At 66.0% G+C, this 13,852-nt stretch carries 17 protein-coding genes; 10 read left to right on the top strand and 7 right to left on the bottom strand.

Annotation, left to right across the window (positions count from 1 at the left end):
- Positions 1-191 precede the first annotated feature (191 nt).
- Positions 192-530, top strand: coding sequence for a UrcA family protein (locus tag A9D12_RS04640; RefSeq protein WP_068350228.1), 339 nt, complete (start codon positions 192-194; stop codon positions 528-530).
- A gap of 128 nt (positions 531-658) precedes the next feature.
- On the opposite strand, the gene A9D12_RS04635 is transcribed toward A9D12_RS04640, so the two are convergent.
- The 3 genes from A9D12_RS04635 to fumC form a co-directional block, all read right to left on the bottom strand.
- Complete coding sequence (locus A9D12_RS04635; protein WP_068350226.1) at positions 659-1,429, bottom strand: LytR/AlgR family response regulator transcription factor; 771 nt, start codon at positions 1,427-1,429, stop codon at positions 659-661.
- Positions 1,422-2,663: a sensor histidine kinase gene (locus A9D12_RS04630; RefSeq protein ID WP_068350224.1), complete on the bottom strand. Its 1,242-nt coding sequence runs from the start codon at positions 2,661-2,663 to the stop codon at positions 1,422-1,424. Before A9D12_RS04630 ends, A9D12_RS04635 begins: the two co-directional genes overlap by 8 nt.
- A 170-nt stretch (positions 2,664-2,833) precedes the next feature.
- Positions 2,834-4,246 carry a class II fumarate hydratase gene (gene fumC, locus A9D12_RS04625; protein WP_418251573.1) on the bottom strand — a complete coding sequence of 471 codons (1,413 nt, stop codon included), beginning with the start codon at positions 4,244-4,246 and terminating at the stop codon, positions 2,834-2,836.
- A 214-nt stretch (positions 4,247-4,460) separates the two neighbouring features.
- Between fumC and A9D12_RS04620 the strand changes: the two genes are divergently transcribed.
- Genes A9D12_RS04620 through A9D12_RS04600 form a run of 5 tightly spaced genes read left to right on the top strand, consistent with a single transcriptional unit; the run spans position 4,461 to position 9,764 of the window.
- Positions 4,461-5,072, top strand: a complete 612-nt coding sequence (locus A9D12_RS04620; RefSeq protein WP_231889693.1) for a protein-L-isoaspartate O-methyltransferase family protein — start codon at positions 4,461-4,463, stop codon at positions 5,070-5,072.
- Complete coding sequence (locus A9D12_RS04615; protein WP_068350219.1) at positions 5,069-6,589, top strand: TolC family outer membrane protein; 1,521 nt, start codon at positions 5,069-5,071, stop codon at positions 6,587-6,589. Before A9D12_RS04620 ends, A9D12_RS04615 begins: the two co-directional genes overlap by 4 nt.
- 55 nt (positions 6,590-6,644) lie before the next feature.
- The gene (locus A9D12_RS04610) at positions 6,645-7,139 is read left to right on the top strand and encodes a DUF2497 domain-containing protein (protein WP_068353658.1); all 495 of its coding nucleotides are present in this window, start codon (positions 6,645-6,647) and stop codon (positions 7,137-7,139) included.
- Between the two features lie 40 nt (positions 7,140-7,179).
- Positions 7,180-9,342, top strand: coding sequence for a dipeptidyl-peptidase 5 (locus A9D12_RS04605; protein ID WP_068350217.1), 2,163 nt, complete (start codon positions 7,180-7,182; stop codon positions 9,340-9,342).
- Between the two features lie 23 nt (positions 9,343-9,365).
- Complete coding sequence (locus A9D12_RS04600) at positions 9,366-9,764, top strand: (2Fe-2S) ferredoxin domain-containing protein (RefSeq protein WP_068353655.1); 399 nt, start codon at positions 9,366-9,368, stop codon at positions 9,762-9,764.
- Positions 9,765-9,963: 199 nt separating this feature from the next.
- On the opposite strand, the gene A9D12_RS04595 is transcribed toward A9D12_RS04600, so the two are convergent.
- Positions 9,964-10,275 carry a hypothetical protein gene (locus A9D12_RS04595; RefSeq protein WP_068353652.1) on the bottom strand — a complete coding sequence of 104 codons (312 nt, stop codon included), beginning with the start codon at positions 10,273-10,275 and terminating at the stop codon, positions 9,964-9,966.
- Between the two features lie 140 nt (positions 10,276-10,415).
- Here A9D12_RS04595 and A9D12_RS15145 point away from each other — a divergent pair, with 140 nt between their 5' ends.
- The 4 genes from A9D12_RS15145 to xth are packed head-to-tail and all read left to right on the top strand — an operon-like array spanning position 10,416 to position 12,052.
- A complete protein-coding gene (locus tag A9D12_RS15145; protein WP_335645787.1) occupies positions 10,416-10,643 on the top strand; it encodes a CBS domain-containing protein in 228 nt (75 codons plus the stop codon).
- On the top strand, positions 10,640-10,846 hold the full coding sequence (locus A9D12_RS15140) for a CBS domain-containing protein (RefSeq protein WP_335645786.1): 207 nt from the start codon (positions 10,640-10,642) through the stop codon (positions 10,844-10,846). The genes A9D12_RS15145 and A9D12_RS15140 overlap by 4 nt, the downstream gene beginning before the upstream one ends.
- A gap of 40 nt (positions 10,847-10,886) precedes the next feature.
- Positions 10,887-11,219 (top strand): HesB/IscA family protein, encoded by a 333-nt coding sequence (locus tag A9D12_RS04585; RefSeq protein WP_068350215.1) that lies wholly within the window; start codon positions 10,887-10,889, stop codon positions 11,217-11,219.
- A gap of 38 nt (positions 11,220-11,257) precedes the next feature.
- A complete protein-coding gene (gene xth / locus A9D12_RS04580; RefSeq protein ID WP_068350214.1) occupies positions 11,258-12,052 on the top strand; it encodes an exodeoxyribonuclease III in 795 nt (264 codons plus the stop codon).
- A 121-nt stretch (positions 12,053-12,173) separates the two neighbouring features.
- Here xth and A9D12_RS04575 read toward each other — a convergent pair whose 3' ends face one another.
- From A9D12_RS04575 to A9D12_RS04565, 3 genes are all read right to left on the bottom strand, one after another.
- Positions 12,174-12,830, bottom strand: coding sequence for a cell wall hydrolase (locus tag A9D12_RS04575; protein ID WP_068350212.1), 657 nt, complete (start codon positions 12,828-12,830; stop codon positions 12,174-12,176).
- A gap of 190 nt (positions 12,831-13,020) precedes the next feature.
- Complete coding sequence (locus A9D12_RS04570) at positions 13,021-13,362, bottom strand: DUF1491 family protein (RefSeq protein WP_068350210.1); 342 nt, start codon at positions 13,360-13,362, stop codon at positions 13,021-13,023.
- Positions 13,363-13,365: 3 nt separating this feature from the next.
- A complete protein-coding gene (locus A9D12_RS04565) occupies positions 13,366-13,845 on the bottom strand; it encodes a PaaI family thioesterase (protein ID WP_068350208.1) in 480 nt (159 codons plus the stop codon).
- Positions 13,846-13,852: the final 7 nt, after the last annotated feature.

Here is a 13,852-nt window from a genome sequence, read left to right as displayed (position 1 = left end):
CGCCATTTGTCGCGCATGGCGCGGCGTTGGTCATCGGCCCGCCACCCCGGTCGACGCGCGCGGCGGGGTTGATCGACGCGCGCATGCAGCGCCGCGGGCAGCGGCGTATCAAGGGATCGGCAGGACGCCGAGAACACACCGGACCGGCCCCTACCCGGTCGCAAGTCCCCGCACTCTTGGAGAACAACGCCATGACAACGCTTGCAAAAACCTTCGCCTTCACGCTTGCCGCCGCCGGTCTGACGGGTGCTGCGATCACCCCGGCGCTGGCCGCGCCTGCCGGCCCCGCGCCGGCAGAGCGGATGACAATGTCGATCGCGACCGCCGATCTCGATCTCGATACGCCCGCCGGGCAGCGCACGCTCGACCGCCGGATCAATGCGGCGGCTCGGCAGGTCTGCCGCACGGTCAGCGTCCGCACGGGCACCCGGATCGTCGATGCCGAAGCCACCAACTGCCTCGCCAAGGCGCGCGCCGAAGCCAAGCAGCAGGTCGCAGCCCTGATGAACGCCGAACGCCGCGGCGGCTGACCGGCGGCCCCTCCCGTGTCCTGCGGCGTCCGTCACCGCCGCAGGCACCGCGGCCCGAACCCTTCCAGTCCCTGGGGTTCGGGCCGTTTTGCGTGGTGATGAAAGCGCGGCGTTGACTGTGCTGCGTTTCAGCGCCCGGCCATCGCCTTGACCCGCGCCAGATAGGTTCGCCCGATCCGCAGCGCCTCGCCGTTGACGAGTTCGGCCGACCACACGCCCAGCCCGTCGTGGCGCAGGCCGCGGATGTGGTCGCGGCGCAGGATGGTCGAACGGTGGATACGGATGAACTGTTCGGGATCGAGCCGTTCTTCCAGCCCCGCGATCGTCTGAAGCAAGAGGTAGGACCGGCCGCTGTCCGCGCCGCCGACATGCAGCCGAACGTAATCGCGCTCGGCATCGATCTGGTGCACCTCGCTCACCGCGATGCGCAGCAGTTCGGAACGGTGCGGCACCCACAATTCCTCGAGATAGCGGCTGTTTTTCTGGCGGCCCCGATCCTTGTCCAACTGCCCGCGGCGGGCCACGGCGCGTTCGATCGCGCGTTCGAGCCGGTCGGCAGCGACGGGTTTGAGGACATAGTCGACCGCCTCGAGATCGAAGGCTTCGACCGCGAAGTGATCGTGCGCGGTGACGAAGATCACCACAGGGGCCTGCGGCTGTGCGGCAAAATGCCGCGCGACGCCCAGCCCGTCGAGTTCGGGCATGGTCATGTCGAGCAGCACCAGATCGGGTTCGAGCTTTTCCGCAAGCCGCAGCGCCGCCGCGCCGTCGCTCGCGGTGCCGACCACGCGCACGGCGGGAATTTCGGCGCAGATCACCTGCACGCGTTCGACCGCGAGCGGTTCGTCGTCGACGATCAGCGTGCGCAGGGCGGTGGTCTGGGTGTCGGTGTCATGCATGGCGGGGTCTCGACAAGGGGATGCGGATTTCGGTGCAGTAACCGTTTGCGACAGGGGCAGAGGAAAAGCCGATATCGGAGCCGAAACGTGCTTCCAGCCGGTCGCGGACATTGGCCAGCCCGATGCCGAAGCCATGCGTGGTGCCCTGCGGCACGCCTGGGCCATCATCGCCCACGGTGATTACCAGCCGGTCGAACTCCTCGCGCGCGGCGAGCGTGATCGTGACCGGGCGCGAGACGGGCGAGACCGCGTATTTGACCGAGTTTTCGACCAGCGGTTGCAGGATCATGCCGGGGACGCGGCATTCCTCCAGATCGGGCGGGAGATCGAATTTCGCTACAAGCCGCGTGGGAAACCGCACGGTTTCGATATCGAGGTAAAGCTTTTGCAGGTCGAATTCGTCGCGCAAGCTGACATCGGCGGTGGGTTCGGTCGCGAGGGAATGGCGGTAGAAGCGGCTGATGGTCTGGATCATCCGTTCGGCGCTGTCGGCCTTGTTCGTCATCACCAGCGCGGACAGCGAATTCAGCGTGTTGAACAGGAAATGCGGGTTCACCTGATAGCGCAGGGATCGCAGTTCGGCGGCCTTGGCGGCGGACCGGAACTGTTCCTCGCGGTGCTGCGCCGCGCGCGCCTGCACCCCTGCCAACAGCGCAAAATAGGTCGAGGCCCAGGCCAGCAGCAGGAAATAGCGCCCCAAGGCCACATCGAGCAGCTTGCGCCAGAAATCGCCGTAGGTTTCCGCCGGCTCGATGATCACTGACCGGGTCGAACCACCCGCCGCGGGGCCCGCCGCGCCATCCTGCTGCAAGGGCACATCGACAAGCAGGTTGCCGCTTTCGTCGCGCCGCAGATTGATGTTGTTCTTCTGCGCATAGGCCTGTTCCATCGCCGAGGACATGTCCTTGAAGATGAGATAGTTGACCTGTCCGATCGCCAGCGCGACCGGCAGCGCAAGCCCGATCGCGGCGAAGATCTTGAGCCACAAAGCGCGGTTGTCGAAAAGGCGCAGCAGCAGCCACAGCACCAGCGTCAGAAGCACGCCGAACCCGGTCACCACCAGCCGCCGCCAGCCCAGCTCGAACTGGAGCCCGAAATCCATCACCAGACTGCGGAAGGTGGTGAGGATGAAATAGGTCGCCCACAGCACGACCATCGAGAACAGGACCGTGCGGAACGACACGGTTGCGGGCGGCTCGCCGGGGGCGGCCTCGCTGTGCGGGTTTTCAGGCATCACGCCGATCAGCGATACCGCGCCCGCGCAGGGAAGAAAACCGGGCGGGGCGCGTATCGTCGGGCAGGGTCGCGCCTTGGTCGAAAGATGAACGCCCGTTCATCCCCGACCAACGACGCAAGGGGCCATCGTCGGCGCACGCCGGATGAGGCGTGCGCCGACCGGGCCGATCAGTCGCGCGGACGGATCATGTCCGAAGGCACCACCCATTCGTTGAACTGCGCTTCGGTGAGCAGGCCGAGCGCGAGCGCCGATTCCTTCAGCGTGGTGCCTTCGGCGTGGGCCTTCTTGGCGATCTTGGCCGCGTTGTCGTAACCGATGTGCGGGTTCAATGCGGTCACCAGCATCAGGCTTTCGTTCAGAAGCTGGGTGATGCGGGCGGTGTTCGCCTCGATCCCGACCACGCAATTGTCGGTGAAGGCATGCGCCGCATCGCCGATCAGCTTCATCGATTGCAGCACGTTGTAGATAATCACGGGCTTGAACACGTTGAGTTCGAGGTGCCCGTGCGATCCGGCGACCGTCACCGCGACATGGTTGCCCATGACCTGCGCTGCCACCATCGTCATCGCCTCGCACTGGGTCGGGTTGACCTTGCCCGGCATGATCGACGAACCTGGCTCGTTTGCGGGCAGCGACAGCTCGCCGAGCCCCGAACGCGGGCCGGAACCCAGCAAGCGGATGTCGTTGGCGATCTTCATCAGGCTGACGGCGAGCACATTGAGCGCGCCCGACATTTCGACCATCGCGTCATGCGCGGCGAGCGCTTCGAACTTGTTGGGCGCGGTGACGAAGGCATGGCCGGTCTCGGCAGCCACCTCTGCCGCAAAGGCGGTGTCGAACCCGACCTTGGCGTTGATCCCGGTGCCGACCGCGGTGCCGCCCTGCGCGAGTTCGAGCACGCGCGGCAGCGCGGCTTCGACGCGGGCGATGCCGTATTCGATCTGCTTGGCGTATCCTGAGAACTCCTGCCCCAGCGTCATCGGGGTGGCATCCTGCAGGTGGGTGCGGCCGATCTTCACCAGCGGCGCAAACTCGGCCGCCTTGGCATCCAGCGCGCCGTGCAGCTTCTTCAGCGCCGGGATCAGGTGATCGAGCGCCTCGACCGCGGCGGCGATGTGCATCGCAGTGGGGAAGGTGTCGTTCGACGACTGACCCATGTTGCAGTGGTCGTTGGGGTGCACGGGGCTCTTGCCGCCCTTCTTGCCGGTCAGGATCTCGTTCGCACGGCTCGCAATCACTTCATTGGCGTTCATGTTCGACTGCGTGCCGCTGCCGGTCTGCCACACCACCAGCGGGAACTGGTCGGCGAGCGTCCCGTCGATCACTTCGCGCGCGGCCTTGACGATCGCCTCGCCGATGCCGGCATCGAGCACGCCCAGCTTCATGTTCGCCTTGGCCGCGGAAAGCTTCTGCACGCCCAGCGCACGCACTAGGGCAGCGGGCATCTTTTCGCCGCCGATGGGGAAGTTGACGATGCTGCGCTGGGTCTGCGCGCCCCAGTGCATATTGGCCGGAACCGCCACTTCGCCCAGCGAATCGGTCTCGATCCGCACGTCTTGCCCGTTCGTCATGTCACTCATCGAAGCCATCCTTCATTAAGTCGAATTGCGCCCCACAGGGTTTGGCGGCCGCTTAAGCACCGGCATGCGATTTGGTCAAAGGCGTAAAAATGCCCGGACCGGCCGCAAGGCACGCGCCGGCACTTCGGGCAAAGCGCTTGGAACCGGGCGCATGCACGTTTATGGAGAGGCTTGACGGACTGTGTTGCATGCATAATACAGTCGCCCAGAGAACATGAGCACCACGACCATGACCCTTTCCGATAGCGCTTCGTCCACCCTTGTCGCCCGCCGCGCGATGATCGACAGCCAGCTGCGCACCAGCGGCGTGAACGAGGAATATGCCCTTGCCCGGATGCTGGCCGTCCCGCGCGAGGATTTCCTGCCCGCCGACAAGGCCGCGCAGGCCTATATCGACCGCGCAGTGATGCTCGGCGAAGGGCACCTGGCCGCGCCGCTGTTCTACGGCAAGGCGCTGCTCGAAGCTGCGCCCACGCCTTCGGCGCGCGTGCTGGTGGTAAGCGGCGGCACGGGATACCTCGCCGCGCTGCTCGCCCCGCTGGTGAGCAGCGTGACCGAGATTTCGGCGGCCGAGGCTGCGGCACTGCAGGGTGCGGGCGAGTATGATCTCGTCATGATCGACGGCGCGATCGAACAATTGCCCGATGGGCTCGCTGCAGCGCTGGCCGATGATGGCCGGATCGTCACCGGGCTGCTGCTGCGCCAGGTCACGCGGCTGGCCAGCGGACGCAAGGTCGCCGGCACGGTCAATCTCCAGCCGGTCGAGGACATGGGCATCCCCGTGCTGCCCGCCTTCGCCGCGCCGCGCCGCTGGACCTTCGCATGAACCACGCCGCAGCCCTGCTGCACCGCGCCGCGCCGGTCAGCGTGCTGGCGCTCGCGCTGGCGCTGGCAGGCCCCGCCCGCGCCGATACGCTGCGCGAGGCACTGGCTGCGGCCTACAACACCAACCCGACGCTCGAAAGCGCGCGTGCGACGCAGCGCGCCAATGACGAGAACGTGCCGATCAACCGCGCGCAGGGCCTCCCCTCGGCTACGGTCACGGCGACGCATATCGAATTCATCCAGCAATCGGCCAATGCCTTTACCGCGCCCGATCGCAATCTCGGCGTCAATGCGCAGCTGCTCGTGCCGGTCTATTCGGGCGGCGCGGTGCGCAACGGGATCGCCGCGGCCAAGGAGCGCGTTCAGGCCGGGCAGGCCGATCTGCGCAATTCCGAAAGCACGCTGTTTGCGCAGGTCGTCGCCGCCTACATGGACGTGCTGCGGACCGAGGCGCTGGTCGCGCTTGCCACCAACAATGTCGCGGTGCTCGGCACCAATGTCGAGGCGACCAGCGACCGCTTCCAGATCGGCGACCTGACGATCACCGATGTCGCCCAGTCGCGCGCGCGCCTTGCCGTGGCGCAGGGCGACCTTCAGACCGCCGAGGCCAATCTGATCGCCGCGCGCGAAGCCTATGTCCGGCTGGTGGGCAATGCGCCGGGCGAACTGGCTGCGCCGCCGCCGCTGCCCGGCCTGCCCGATACCGTGGGCGAGGCAATCGTCACCGCCTTGGACAACAACCCCAACCTCGATGCCGCCAAACAGCGCGCCGAGGCCGCCGGGTTCGATACCCGCGCCGCGGGGGCAGGGCGCCTGCCGCAGGTCAGCCTGTTCGTGAACGGCGATTACAGCGACTTCTTCGGCACGCTCGGCGGATCGCTCGCCAACCAGCCCGCCGATCCCAATGATCCCAATTCGCCCGCGGTGCAGTTCCAGCAGCGCGAAAAGACCGCCAATGCCGGCGTGCGGGTGACGATCCCGCTGTTCCAGGGCGGGCTTCCCGCCGCGCGCCAGCGGCAGGCAGGCGCGCGCGAATCCGCCGCGCTCGAGGATGTGATCGCCGCCGAACGCCAGATCATCGCCGAAACCCGCGCGACCTATGCCAACTGGCAGGCCGCCAACGGCGTGATCCGCAGCGCACAGGCCGCGGTCGAAGCCGCCGAGCTCAGCCTCGAAGGCGTGCGTGCGGAGAATTCGATCGGCAACCGCCAGATCCTCGACGTGCTCAACGCCGAACAGGAACTGGTCAACGCACGCGCGCAGCTCGTTACCGCGCGGCGCAATGCCTATGTCGCGGGCTTCAACCTGCTCGCGCTGATGGGCAAGGCCGAGGCGCGCGATCTGAACCTCGACACGGGCGGGCCGCTCTACGATCCGCAGGTCAATGCCGACCGGGTCAGCAGCAAGCTCAACGACTGGGACCGCGACGAGCAGGCTGCCCCGAAATCGACCAGAACCGTTGACATTCCCCCCGCGACCGCAACAATCGGGCCGCAATTGCTTCCCGGCGAACAGTAACGATCCCGATTCGGGACATTCCTGCGGCTTTGAGGCGGACAATACGGGGCGGATGATGGGCCAGGAAAACGAGGCTTCGGTCGAGGAAATCCTCGAATCGATCAAGAAAGTGATCGCGCGCGACAATCGTGCCGGTGCCTTGGAAGCCCGCCGGCGGCGCACGCTGGTGTCGGGTGACGATGCGGCCGAACCCGCACCGCTCGCCCGCACGCACAAGGTGCGCGACACGCAGGACGTGCTCGACCTGTCCGAACTCGAAGAAGCCGCCGATGTGCCGGCGATCCCGCTCGAATCCGCCGCGCAAGAGGAAGCGCCGCTGATCGCCGACACGATGCGCGATGCGATGCAGGAAAACCTCGCCGCGCTCGCGATGCTCGCCGAACCGCCCGCGCGCCCGCAGATCGTGCGGCAGGGCGAAACCTCGTTGGAAGGCATGGTGCGCGAAATGCTGCGCCCGATGCTGGCCGATTGGCTCGAAGCGAACCTTCCGGCGATGGTCGAAAACCTCGTGCAGGCCGAAATCGCGCGGATCGTCGGCAAACGCCGCTAAGTGGTGGCGCAGGTGCAGCGGGCAGGCTAGTCCTGCCCATATGCGCACCTTCACAGCCCCCGCCGCCCTCGCTTTCGCCCTGCTTGCAGCCCCGCTCGCAGCGCAAGATGCCCCCGCTACCCCGGGCCTGACCGCGCCGCCGATGAGCGCGCAGGATCTGGTCACGCTGCCGCGCCTCGGCGCGCCGGTGGTGAACGCGGCGGGGACGATGGCGGTCTATACCGTCACGCTCACCGACCCTGCGACCCTGAAGCGCAGCCCGGCGCATTACCTGATCGATCTGGCCAGGCCCGAGGTGGCCGCAAGCCCGCTCGATCTCACCTTGCGCGCCTCGGATCTCGCTTTCGGCAGCGACGGCGCGCTCTATTTCCTCAGCGGCGAACACACCGACACAAACGCCAAGCCGCTGGGCCGCGTGTGGCGCGTGGCCTTGGGCAAGGACGGGGTGGCAGGCCAGCCGCAGCTAGTCGCCGGTTTCCCCGACACGGGCGTTGCCGGGTTCAAGCTCGCCCCCGATAACAGCCGGATCGCGGTATGGGGCGAAGTGCCGCGGGATTGCCCGACCTTCGGCTGCGCGGATGCGAAGCAAGCCTATCTCCCCGGCCCCGGCACCGGGCGGCTGTATGACGGCGAAGACGGTTTCGTGCGGCACTGGGACCGCTGGGCGACCCCGGGCCTGCACAACCGCATCTTCGTCTTCCCGCTGAAAGGCGGCGCGGTGTCGGGGGAGGGCGTGCCCGCCGATGGCGCCGATCCTGCCACCGGGCTCACCGCCGACACGCCCACCATGCCATTCGGCGGGCCGGAGGAACTGGCCTTCGGTGCCGATGGCAGGACGCTCTATTTCACCGCACGGCTTTCCAACGCGCAAGAGCCTGCATCGACCAATCTCGACATCTACGCTTCGGACCTTACCGGCGCAGCCCCGCGCCTGTTGACTGCGGACAACAAGGCCACCGACACCACCCCGGTGCCGTCGCCCGACGGGCGTTACCTCGCCTGGCTTGCAATGGCGCGTCCGACCTACGAGGCGGACAAGCTTGCCGTGCAGCTGATGGATCTGAAAACGGGCCGCACGCGCAATCTTACCAAGGACACCGACCTATCCTTTGCCAGCATCGCCTGGGATGCGAGCGGCAGGCACCTTATCGCCACCGCGCAAAAGGTGCTCGATACCCCTGCCTTCCGGATCGACATCGCCACCGGCAAGGTGACCGAGCTTAACCTGATGGCGGGCAACGAAGCGCACATCGCCAACCTCGTGCCGCTGCCGGGGGGCCGTGCACTGTTCACGCGCGATTCGCTTGGCATGCCGGCGGAACTGTTCCTGTCGGGCGACATGGGGCAGGCCCGTCCGCTGACCGATGTCGCCACCACGCGGATGGGCGGGATGGCCAATATCGTTACCCGCCGCTTCAGCTTCAAAGGCGCCAAGGGCGACACGGTGTGGGGCCAGATCACGCGCCTTGCCGATCAGACCGGGCCGATCCCCGCGCTGCTCTACATCCACGGCGGGCCGCAGGGGAGCTTCAACGATAGCTGGTCGAACCGCTGGAACCCGCGCGTTACCGCAAGCCAAGGCTATGCCGTGATCTCCGTCGATTTCCACGGCAGCACCGGATACGGGCAGGCTTTCACCGACGCGATCAACAAGGACTGGGGCGGCGGCCCGCTCGAAGACCTGCAAAAGGGCCTCGATGCCGCGCTCGCGCTCGACACCCAGATCGACGGCACCCGCGCCTGTGCGATGGGGGCAAGCTATGGCGGCTACATGGTCAACTGGATCGCGGGCAACTGGCCCGACCGGTTCAAGTGCATCGTCCAGCATGACGGCATCTTCGACATGCGCTCGATGTATTATTCGACCGAGGAATTGTGGTTCCCGCGCTGGGATTTCGGCGGCTCCTACGAGGAAGCACGCGAAACCTACGAGAAGTGGAACCCCGCCAACCACGTCGGCAAATGGAAAACCCCGATGCTGGTCGTCACCGGCCAGCAGGATTTCCGCGTGCCCTACAGCCAGGGGCTGATGAGCTTCACCGCATTGCAGGAACGCGGCATCCCCTCGCAGCTTCTGGCCTTCCCCGATGAAAACCACTGGGTGCTGGGCGCAAAGAACTCGCTGCAATGGCATGCCACCGTGTTCGACTGGCTTGGCCGCTGGCTGAAGACGGAAAAGCCGCAGGAAGGCGGCGGAAAGTGAGCGATACCGACGCCGAAACCGATCTGCTGTGCGCGCGAACCAATCTTGCGCGTCATTTCGGTGATCCGCAAAAAGGCACCGCGATCGCGCGCCACATCATGCTGTGCGCGATTTCGGAAAAGCAGAAATGCTGTTCGCGCGAAGCGGGGGAGGAAGCATGGGGCTTCCTCAAATCGCGATTGAAGGAACTCGGCCTTGTCGGCCCGCAGCGGCGCGAGGACAGCAAGCGCGGGGCGGGCGGCGGCGTGCAGCGCACCAAGGCCGATTGCCTGCAGCTGTGCGCCGCAGGGCCGATCGCGGTCGTCTGGCCCGATGGGGTGTGGTATCACTCGTGCTCGCCCGCGGTGCTCGAACGGGTCATCCAGGAACACCTGATCGGCGGCGTGCCGGTCGAGGATTTCCGGTTGAAGCCCGCAGTATAGGGACAGCCTGCGCACGGCTCGCGGCAGAAAAGGCGCTTTCCTACAGCCGTTGCCCGGTGTCAGCCTGGCGGCCATGACCCGCCGCAAAGCCTTCTTGCACCCCCCCGTTCGCGCCCCGATGCGCGGGAAGAGTTTTTGCGTTCTGGACAGTGTCTCATGTGTCTCCAACACGAAGACACCGACGCGCAAGCCGGGGGTGTCAGTCCTCTTTCGGGCTCCAGAATTCGTCCTTCGCCGGCATCTGGTTATCGACCGATTCGTCGTGGCCCGTGCCGTTCGACAGGAACACCAGCCCCATCAACGCGCCGCCCAGCAGCATCGTCAGGCTGATCCCCAGCGCCACCGCGATGTAGAAATGCACCGAAATCATGCCGTTATAGGCAAACAGCAACCCCATCGCGAGCGCCACGGTCAGCGTGGTCGCGGCGAGCAGCCATTTCATGATCTGGCGATACCGCGCCCAGGCGTGCGCGGCATTGGCAGGATCGTCGAGCGGGGACTTGCGGGTCATGGCCACCGACATGGCGCGCTGCCTTGCGCTTTGCAACGCGCAAAGGCTGCAAGGCCCCGCGCATCGGCTGCAATGATCGCGATTCGCCTTTTGCCGCGAAGCATGGCATTTTCGCGATCTGGAGAGAGAGGGAGTCCGCCATGACCATTGCCCGCATCATCGCCAATCGCGCCTCCGCCGACATCATCGCCTGCGATTGCACCACCCCCGTCGCCGAAGTCGTGCAGACACTGGCCAGCAAACGCATCGGCGCGCTGCCGGTGCTGCGCGATGGCAGCGTGGTGGGGATCGTCTCCGAACGCGACATCATCTACCGGCTTGCCGACCACGGGGGGCGTGCCTCGATCAGCCGGTCGAAGCCATCATGACCTCGCCCGCCGTCACGGTCGAACCCGCCACCGCGGTTGACGAGGCGCTGTCGATGATGACCCGCCGCCGGTTCCGCCACTTTCCGGTGGTCGAGAACGGGCAGCTGATCGCCTTCATCTCGATCGGCGACCTCGTGAAGCACAAGATGGACGCGGTGCAGCACGAGGCCGAGGCGCTCAGACACTACATCACGGTTGCCTGACCGCTTGAGGATGGGGGCTCGACACCCTAGATTGCAAGGCATGAGCGCCGAGCCCCTGATCCTCACCCCGTCCGCCGCCAAGCGCGTGGCTTTCATCGCGCAGAAACAGGCGCGGCCCGCGATCCTGCGGCTCGCAGTCGAAGGCGGGGGCTGTTCGGGTTTTCAATACAAGTTCGAATTGGCCGACAGCGTCGATGGCGAGGATTCGGTGTCCGAGACCGACGGCGTGAGGCTGGTGGTCGATCCGGTCAGCCTCGATCTGATTGCGGGCAGCACGGTCGATTTCGTCGAATCGCTGGGCGGCGCGGCCTTCAAGGTCGAAAACCCGCAAGCGGCGGCGGGATGCGGCTGCGGCGCGAGCTTCGGGATTTAGGTTAGACCCTTGGGCTCCTTTCGGGCATCAGCACGGCCATGAAAATCGCCACCTTCAACATCAACGGCATCAAGGCGCGGCTGCCGCACCTCGTCGAATGGCTCGAAGACACCCGCCCCGCGGTCGCCTGCCTCCAGGAAATCAAGACGCAGGACGAAGGCTTCCCCGCGGCCGACTTCGAAGCGATCGGTTACAGCGCGATCTGGCACGGCCAGAAAAGCTTCAACGGGGTCGCGATCCTCGCCGACACGCGCGCAGGCCACACGCTGACCGAGGTGCAGCGCGGGTTGGGCATTGCGGGCGTGAACGAGGGCGACGACGAACAGGCGCGTTATCTCGAAGCCGATGTCGATGGCGTGCGGATCGCCTGCCTCTATCTGCCCAACGGCAACCCGCATCCCGGCCCCAAGTTCACTTACAAACTCGCCTGGATGGCGCGCCTGCGTGAACGCATGGCGGAGCTTTGGGCGCAGGAAATCCCCGCGGTGGTGCTGGGCGATTTCAACGTCATCCCGCACGACGACGATGTCTGGTCGGTCAAGGCGATGCAGAACGACGCGTTGATGCAGCCCGAAAGCCGCGCCGCCTATGCGCGCCTCCTCGCCGATGGCTGGACCGACGCGATCCGCACGCACAATCCGCGCGGGGGCGTGTGGACCTATTGGGATTATCAGGCAGGCGCCTGGCAACGCGATCACGGGTTCCGGATCGACCACATCCTGCTCTCACCCGAATGCGCCGACCGGATGGAAGCCTGCGGGGTGGACAAGGCCTATCGCGGACGCGAGAAATCCAGCGACCACACGCCCGTCTGGGTGCGACTTTCTTTGTAATCCTCGCCGCGTTCGCGCTACGCGCGAGCGGCTGCGGGCGGGCGTTCGCCCTTGCGGCCCTCCGCGCCGGATTCGCGCCCTCAAGTAGCAAAGCGGTAGGGCGACAAGGACTCAGCGAGGATCACCTGTAAAAAATATGCGTGTCGATCTGGGCAAGCCGCGTCTTGGTGCGGCTCCAGCCCGGTTTGACGTAGCGCGCGTGGAAGAACACCGCACCTTCGGCTTCGGATTCCCACAGGCCCTTGTCGGCGATTTGCGCGACTGCGACCGCACGGTCCCATGCGGCTGTCCCTTCGCGCACCGGCGGCATCTGGCTGCCGCGCATGAAGGAAAACTGCCCGGGCTGGGCTACCACGCCGCAATAGGACCGCGGGAAGCGCCCGTCTTCGGAGCGGTTGACGATCACCTGCGCCACGGCAAGCTGCCCGGCGAGCGGTTCGCCGCGGGCTTCGAAATAGACCGCGCCAGCTAGACAGCGCATCTCGGCGCTCAGTGGTGCATCGGTGTCGACCATCGCGACCAATTCGCCAAGCGAGCCTGCTTCGGTGAGCGTTGCAGGTTCATCGTCGGCTGGTGCGGCGGGCACGGGCTGCACCACCTCTTGCGCGACATATTCGATGGATTGGGGAACCAGCTCGGGCGCGTCGACCATGGCGGGAGCGGAGAGCTGTTCTTGCGCGGCCTGGGCCAGCGCGGCGGCGTTGCGGCCGCTCGGAAACATCGTGGTTGCGAACGCCAATCCGGCAATCGCAGCAATCGTAACAGTCTTGCGACTCATCAACTCGTCTTATTCGGCGGTGAGCGCGCTCAGACGCAGGCGGGAACCTTTTTCCATGTCTTGCGATTATGGTGTTCTCGAAAGCCTGCCGGCCGCTCCCCGTCTGCGTGCAGGCGATGCGGCCGAATTGCCGCGGTGCCTGCCTGCGCTCAGGAAGTGACCGCGCCCCTGACGTTGGTTGACGTAAGCGTCAAATCATTTCGTCCAGCGCTGCGACGAAGCGTTGTGGATCCGCGATATCCACCTCGATCAGCCATGCATCGGGATCCTGCGCGCGCCGGCGCGTCAGATAATCTGAAAATTCCGGTCTTTTTTCAGCGTTTTCCCGCTTTGCAGCAACAAACTTGCGCGAGCCATCAAGCTGCGGCATCCGTTCGAAAAGTACCGCATCGGCGCCGCGACACAGAATGACGATCAGGATCGTCCCGGCATCATGCTCGCCCTTGGCCAACACCGTGCCGAACCCGCCTTGCGATTCGGCCAGCCGCAGGATCGCGCCCGCTTCGAGATGCGCCTGCAGGCGCGCGTCCATCGCTCAGAGCCCGTCCACAGCGTAGCCAGGCAGGCTCGACAAGGCGATCCGGCTGCGCATGAAGGTGCCCGTGCCGCGACCGATTTCATCGCCGTCCGCGTCCACCAGCCGCGCTTCGGCGACGAACACGCGCCGCCGCCCGCTCACCCAGCGCCCTTCGGCGGTGACCTGCCCTGCGCGCACGGGCTTAGAGAAGAAGAGGTTGAAGCCCGTGGTCAGCAGGAAACGATCGGTGACCAGCGAATTGGCCGCATAAAAAGCCGCATCGTCGAGCATCTTGAAATAGATCGTCCCATGCGCCGCGCCGGCCGCGTGGTAATCCTCGGGCGTCACCGTGAATGTCAGCTGCGAGCGGCCATCACCCGGGATATGCAACCGGCTGGCAAACTTGGCGTTGACCGGCGCCGAGGCATAGAGCCGTTCGAGCGCGCGGTAGTGCTGGTCGGCCCCGTTGGCTGCGGGCAATGCACCGTCTGCGATCATTGCAAGG

This window comes from Erythrobacter neustonensis, assembly GCF_001663175.1.
GTDB classification, from domain to species: Bacteria; Pseudomonadota; Alphaproteobacteria; order Sphingomonadales; family Sphingomonadaceae; genus Erythrobacter; species Erythrobacter neustonensis.
The sequence above is the reverse complement of the archived record's forward strand: the minus strand, read 5'-3'. Positions and strand labels throughout refer to the sequence as shown.

Coding starts and splice junctions, on each gene's coding strand:
- A9D12_RS04640 (WP_068350228.1), top strand. CDS start 192: ATGACAACGCTTGCAAAAACCTTCGCCTTCACGCTTGCCGCCGCCGGT.
- A9D12_RS04635 (WP_068350226.1), bottom strand. CDS start 1,429: ATGCATGACACCGACACCCAGACCACCGCCCTGCGCACGCTGATCGTC.
- A9D12_RS04630 (WP_068350224.1), bottom strand. CDS start 2,663: ATGCCTGAAAACCCGCACAGCGAGGCCGCCCCCGGCGAGCCGCCCGCA.
- fumC (WP_418251573.1), bottom strand. CDS start 4,246: ATGAGTGACATGACGAACGGGCAAGACGTGCGGATCGAGACCGATTCG.
- A9D12_RS04620 (WP_231889693.1), top strand. CDS start 4,461: ATGAGCACCACGACCATGACCCTTTCCGATAGCGCTTCGTCCACCCTT.
- A9D12_RS04615 (WP_068350219.1), top strand. CDS start 5,069: ATGAACCACGCCGCAGCCCTGCTGCACCGCGCCGCGCCGGTCAGCGTG.
- A9D12_RS04610 (WP_068353658.1), top strand. CDS start 6,645: ATGGGCCAGGAAAACGAGGCTTCGGTCGAGGAAATCCTCGAATCGATC.
- A9D12_RS04605 (WP_068350217.1), top strand. CDS start 7,180: ATGCGCACCTTCACAGCCCCCGCCGCCCTCGCTTTCGCCCTGCTTGCA.
- A9D12_RS04595 (WP_068353652.1), bottom strand. CDS start 10,275: ATGACCCGCAAGTCCCCGCTCGACGATCCTGCCAATGCCGCGCACGCC.
- A9D12_RS15145 (WP_335645787.1), top strand. CDS start 10,416: ATGACCATTGCCCGCATCATCGCCAATCGCGCCTCCGCCGACATCATC.
- A9D12_RS15140 (WP_335645786.1), top strand. CDS start 10,640: ATGACCTCGCCCGCCGTCACGGTCGAACCCGCCACCGCGGTTGACGAG.
- A9D12_RS04585 (WP_068350215.1), top strand. CDS start 10,887: ATGAGCGCCGAGCCCCTGATCCTCACCCCGTCCGCCGCCAAGCGCGTG.
- xth (WP_068350214.1), top strand. CDS start 11,258: ATGAAAATCGCCACCTTCAACATCAACGGCATCAAGGCGCGGCTGCCG.
- A9D12_RS04575 (WP_068350212.1), bottom strand. CDS start 12,830: ATGAGTCGCAAGACTGTTACGATTGCTGCGATTGCCGGATTGGCGTTC.
- A9D12_RS04570 (WP_068350210.1), bottom strand. CDS start 13,362: ATGGACGCGCGCCTGCAGGCGCATCTCGAAGCGGGCGCGATCCTGCGG.
- A9D12_RS04565 (WP_068350208.1), bottom strand. CDS start 13,845: ATGATCGCAGACGGTGCATTGCCCGCAGCCAACGGGGCCGACCAGCAC.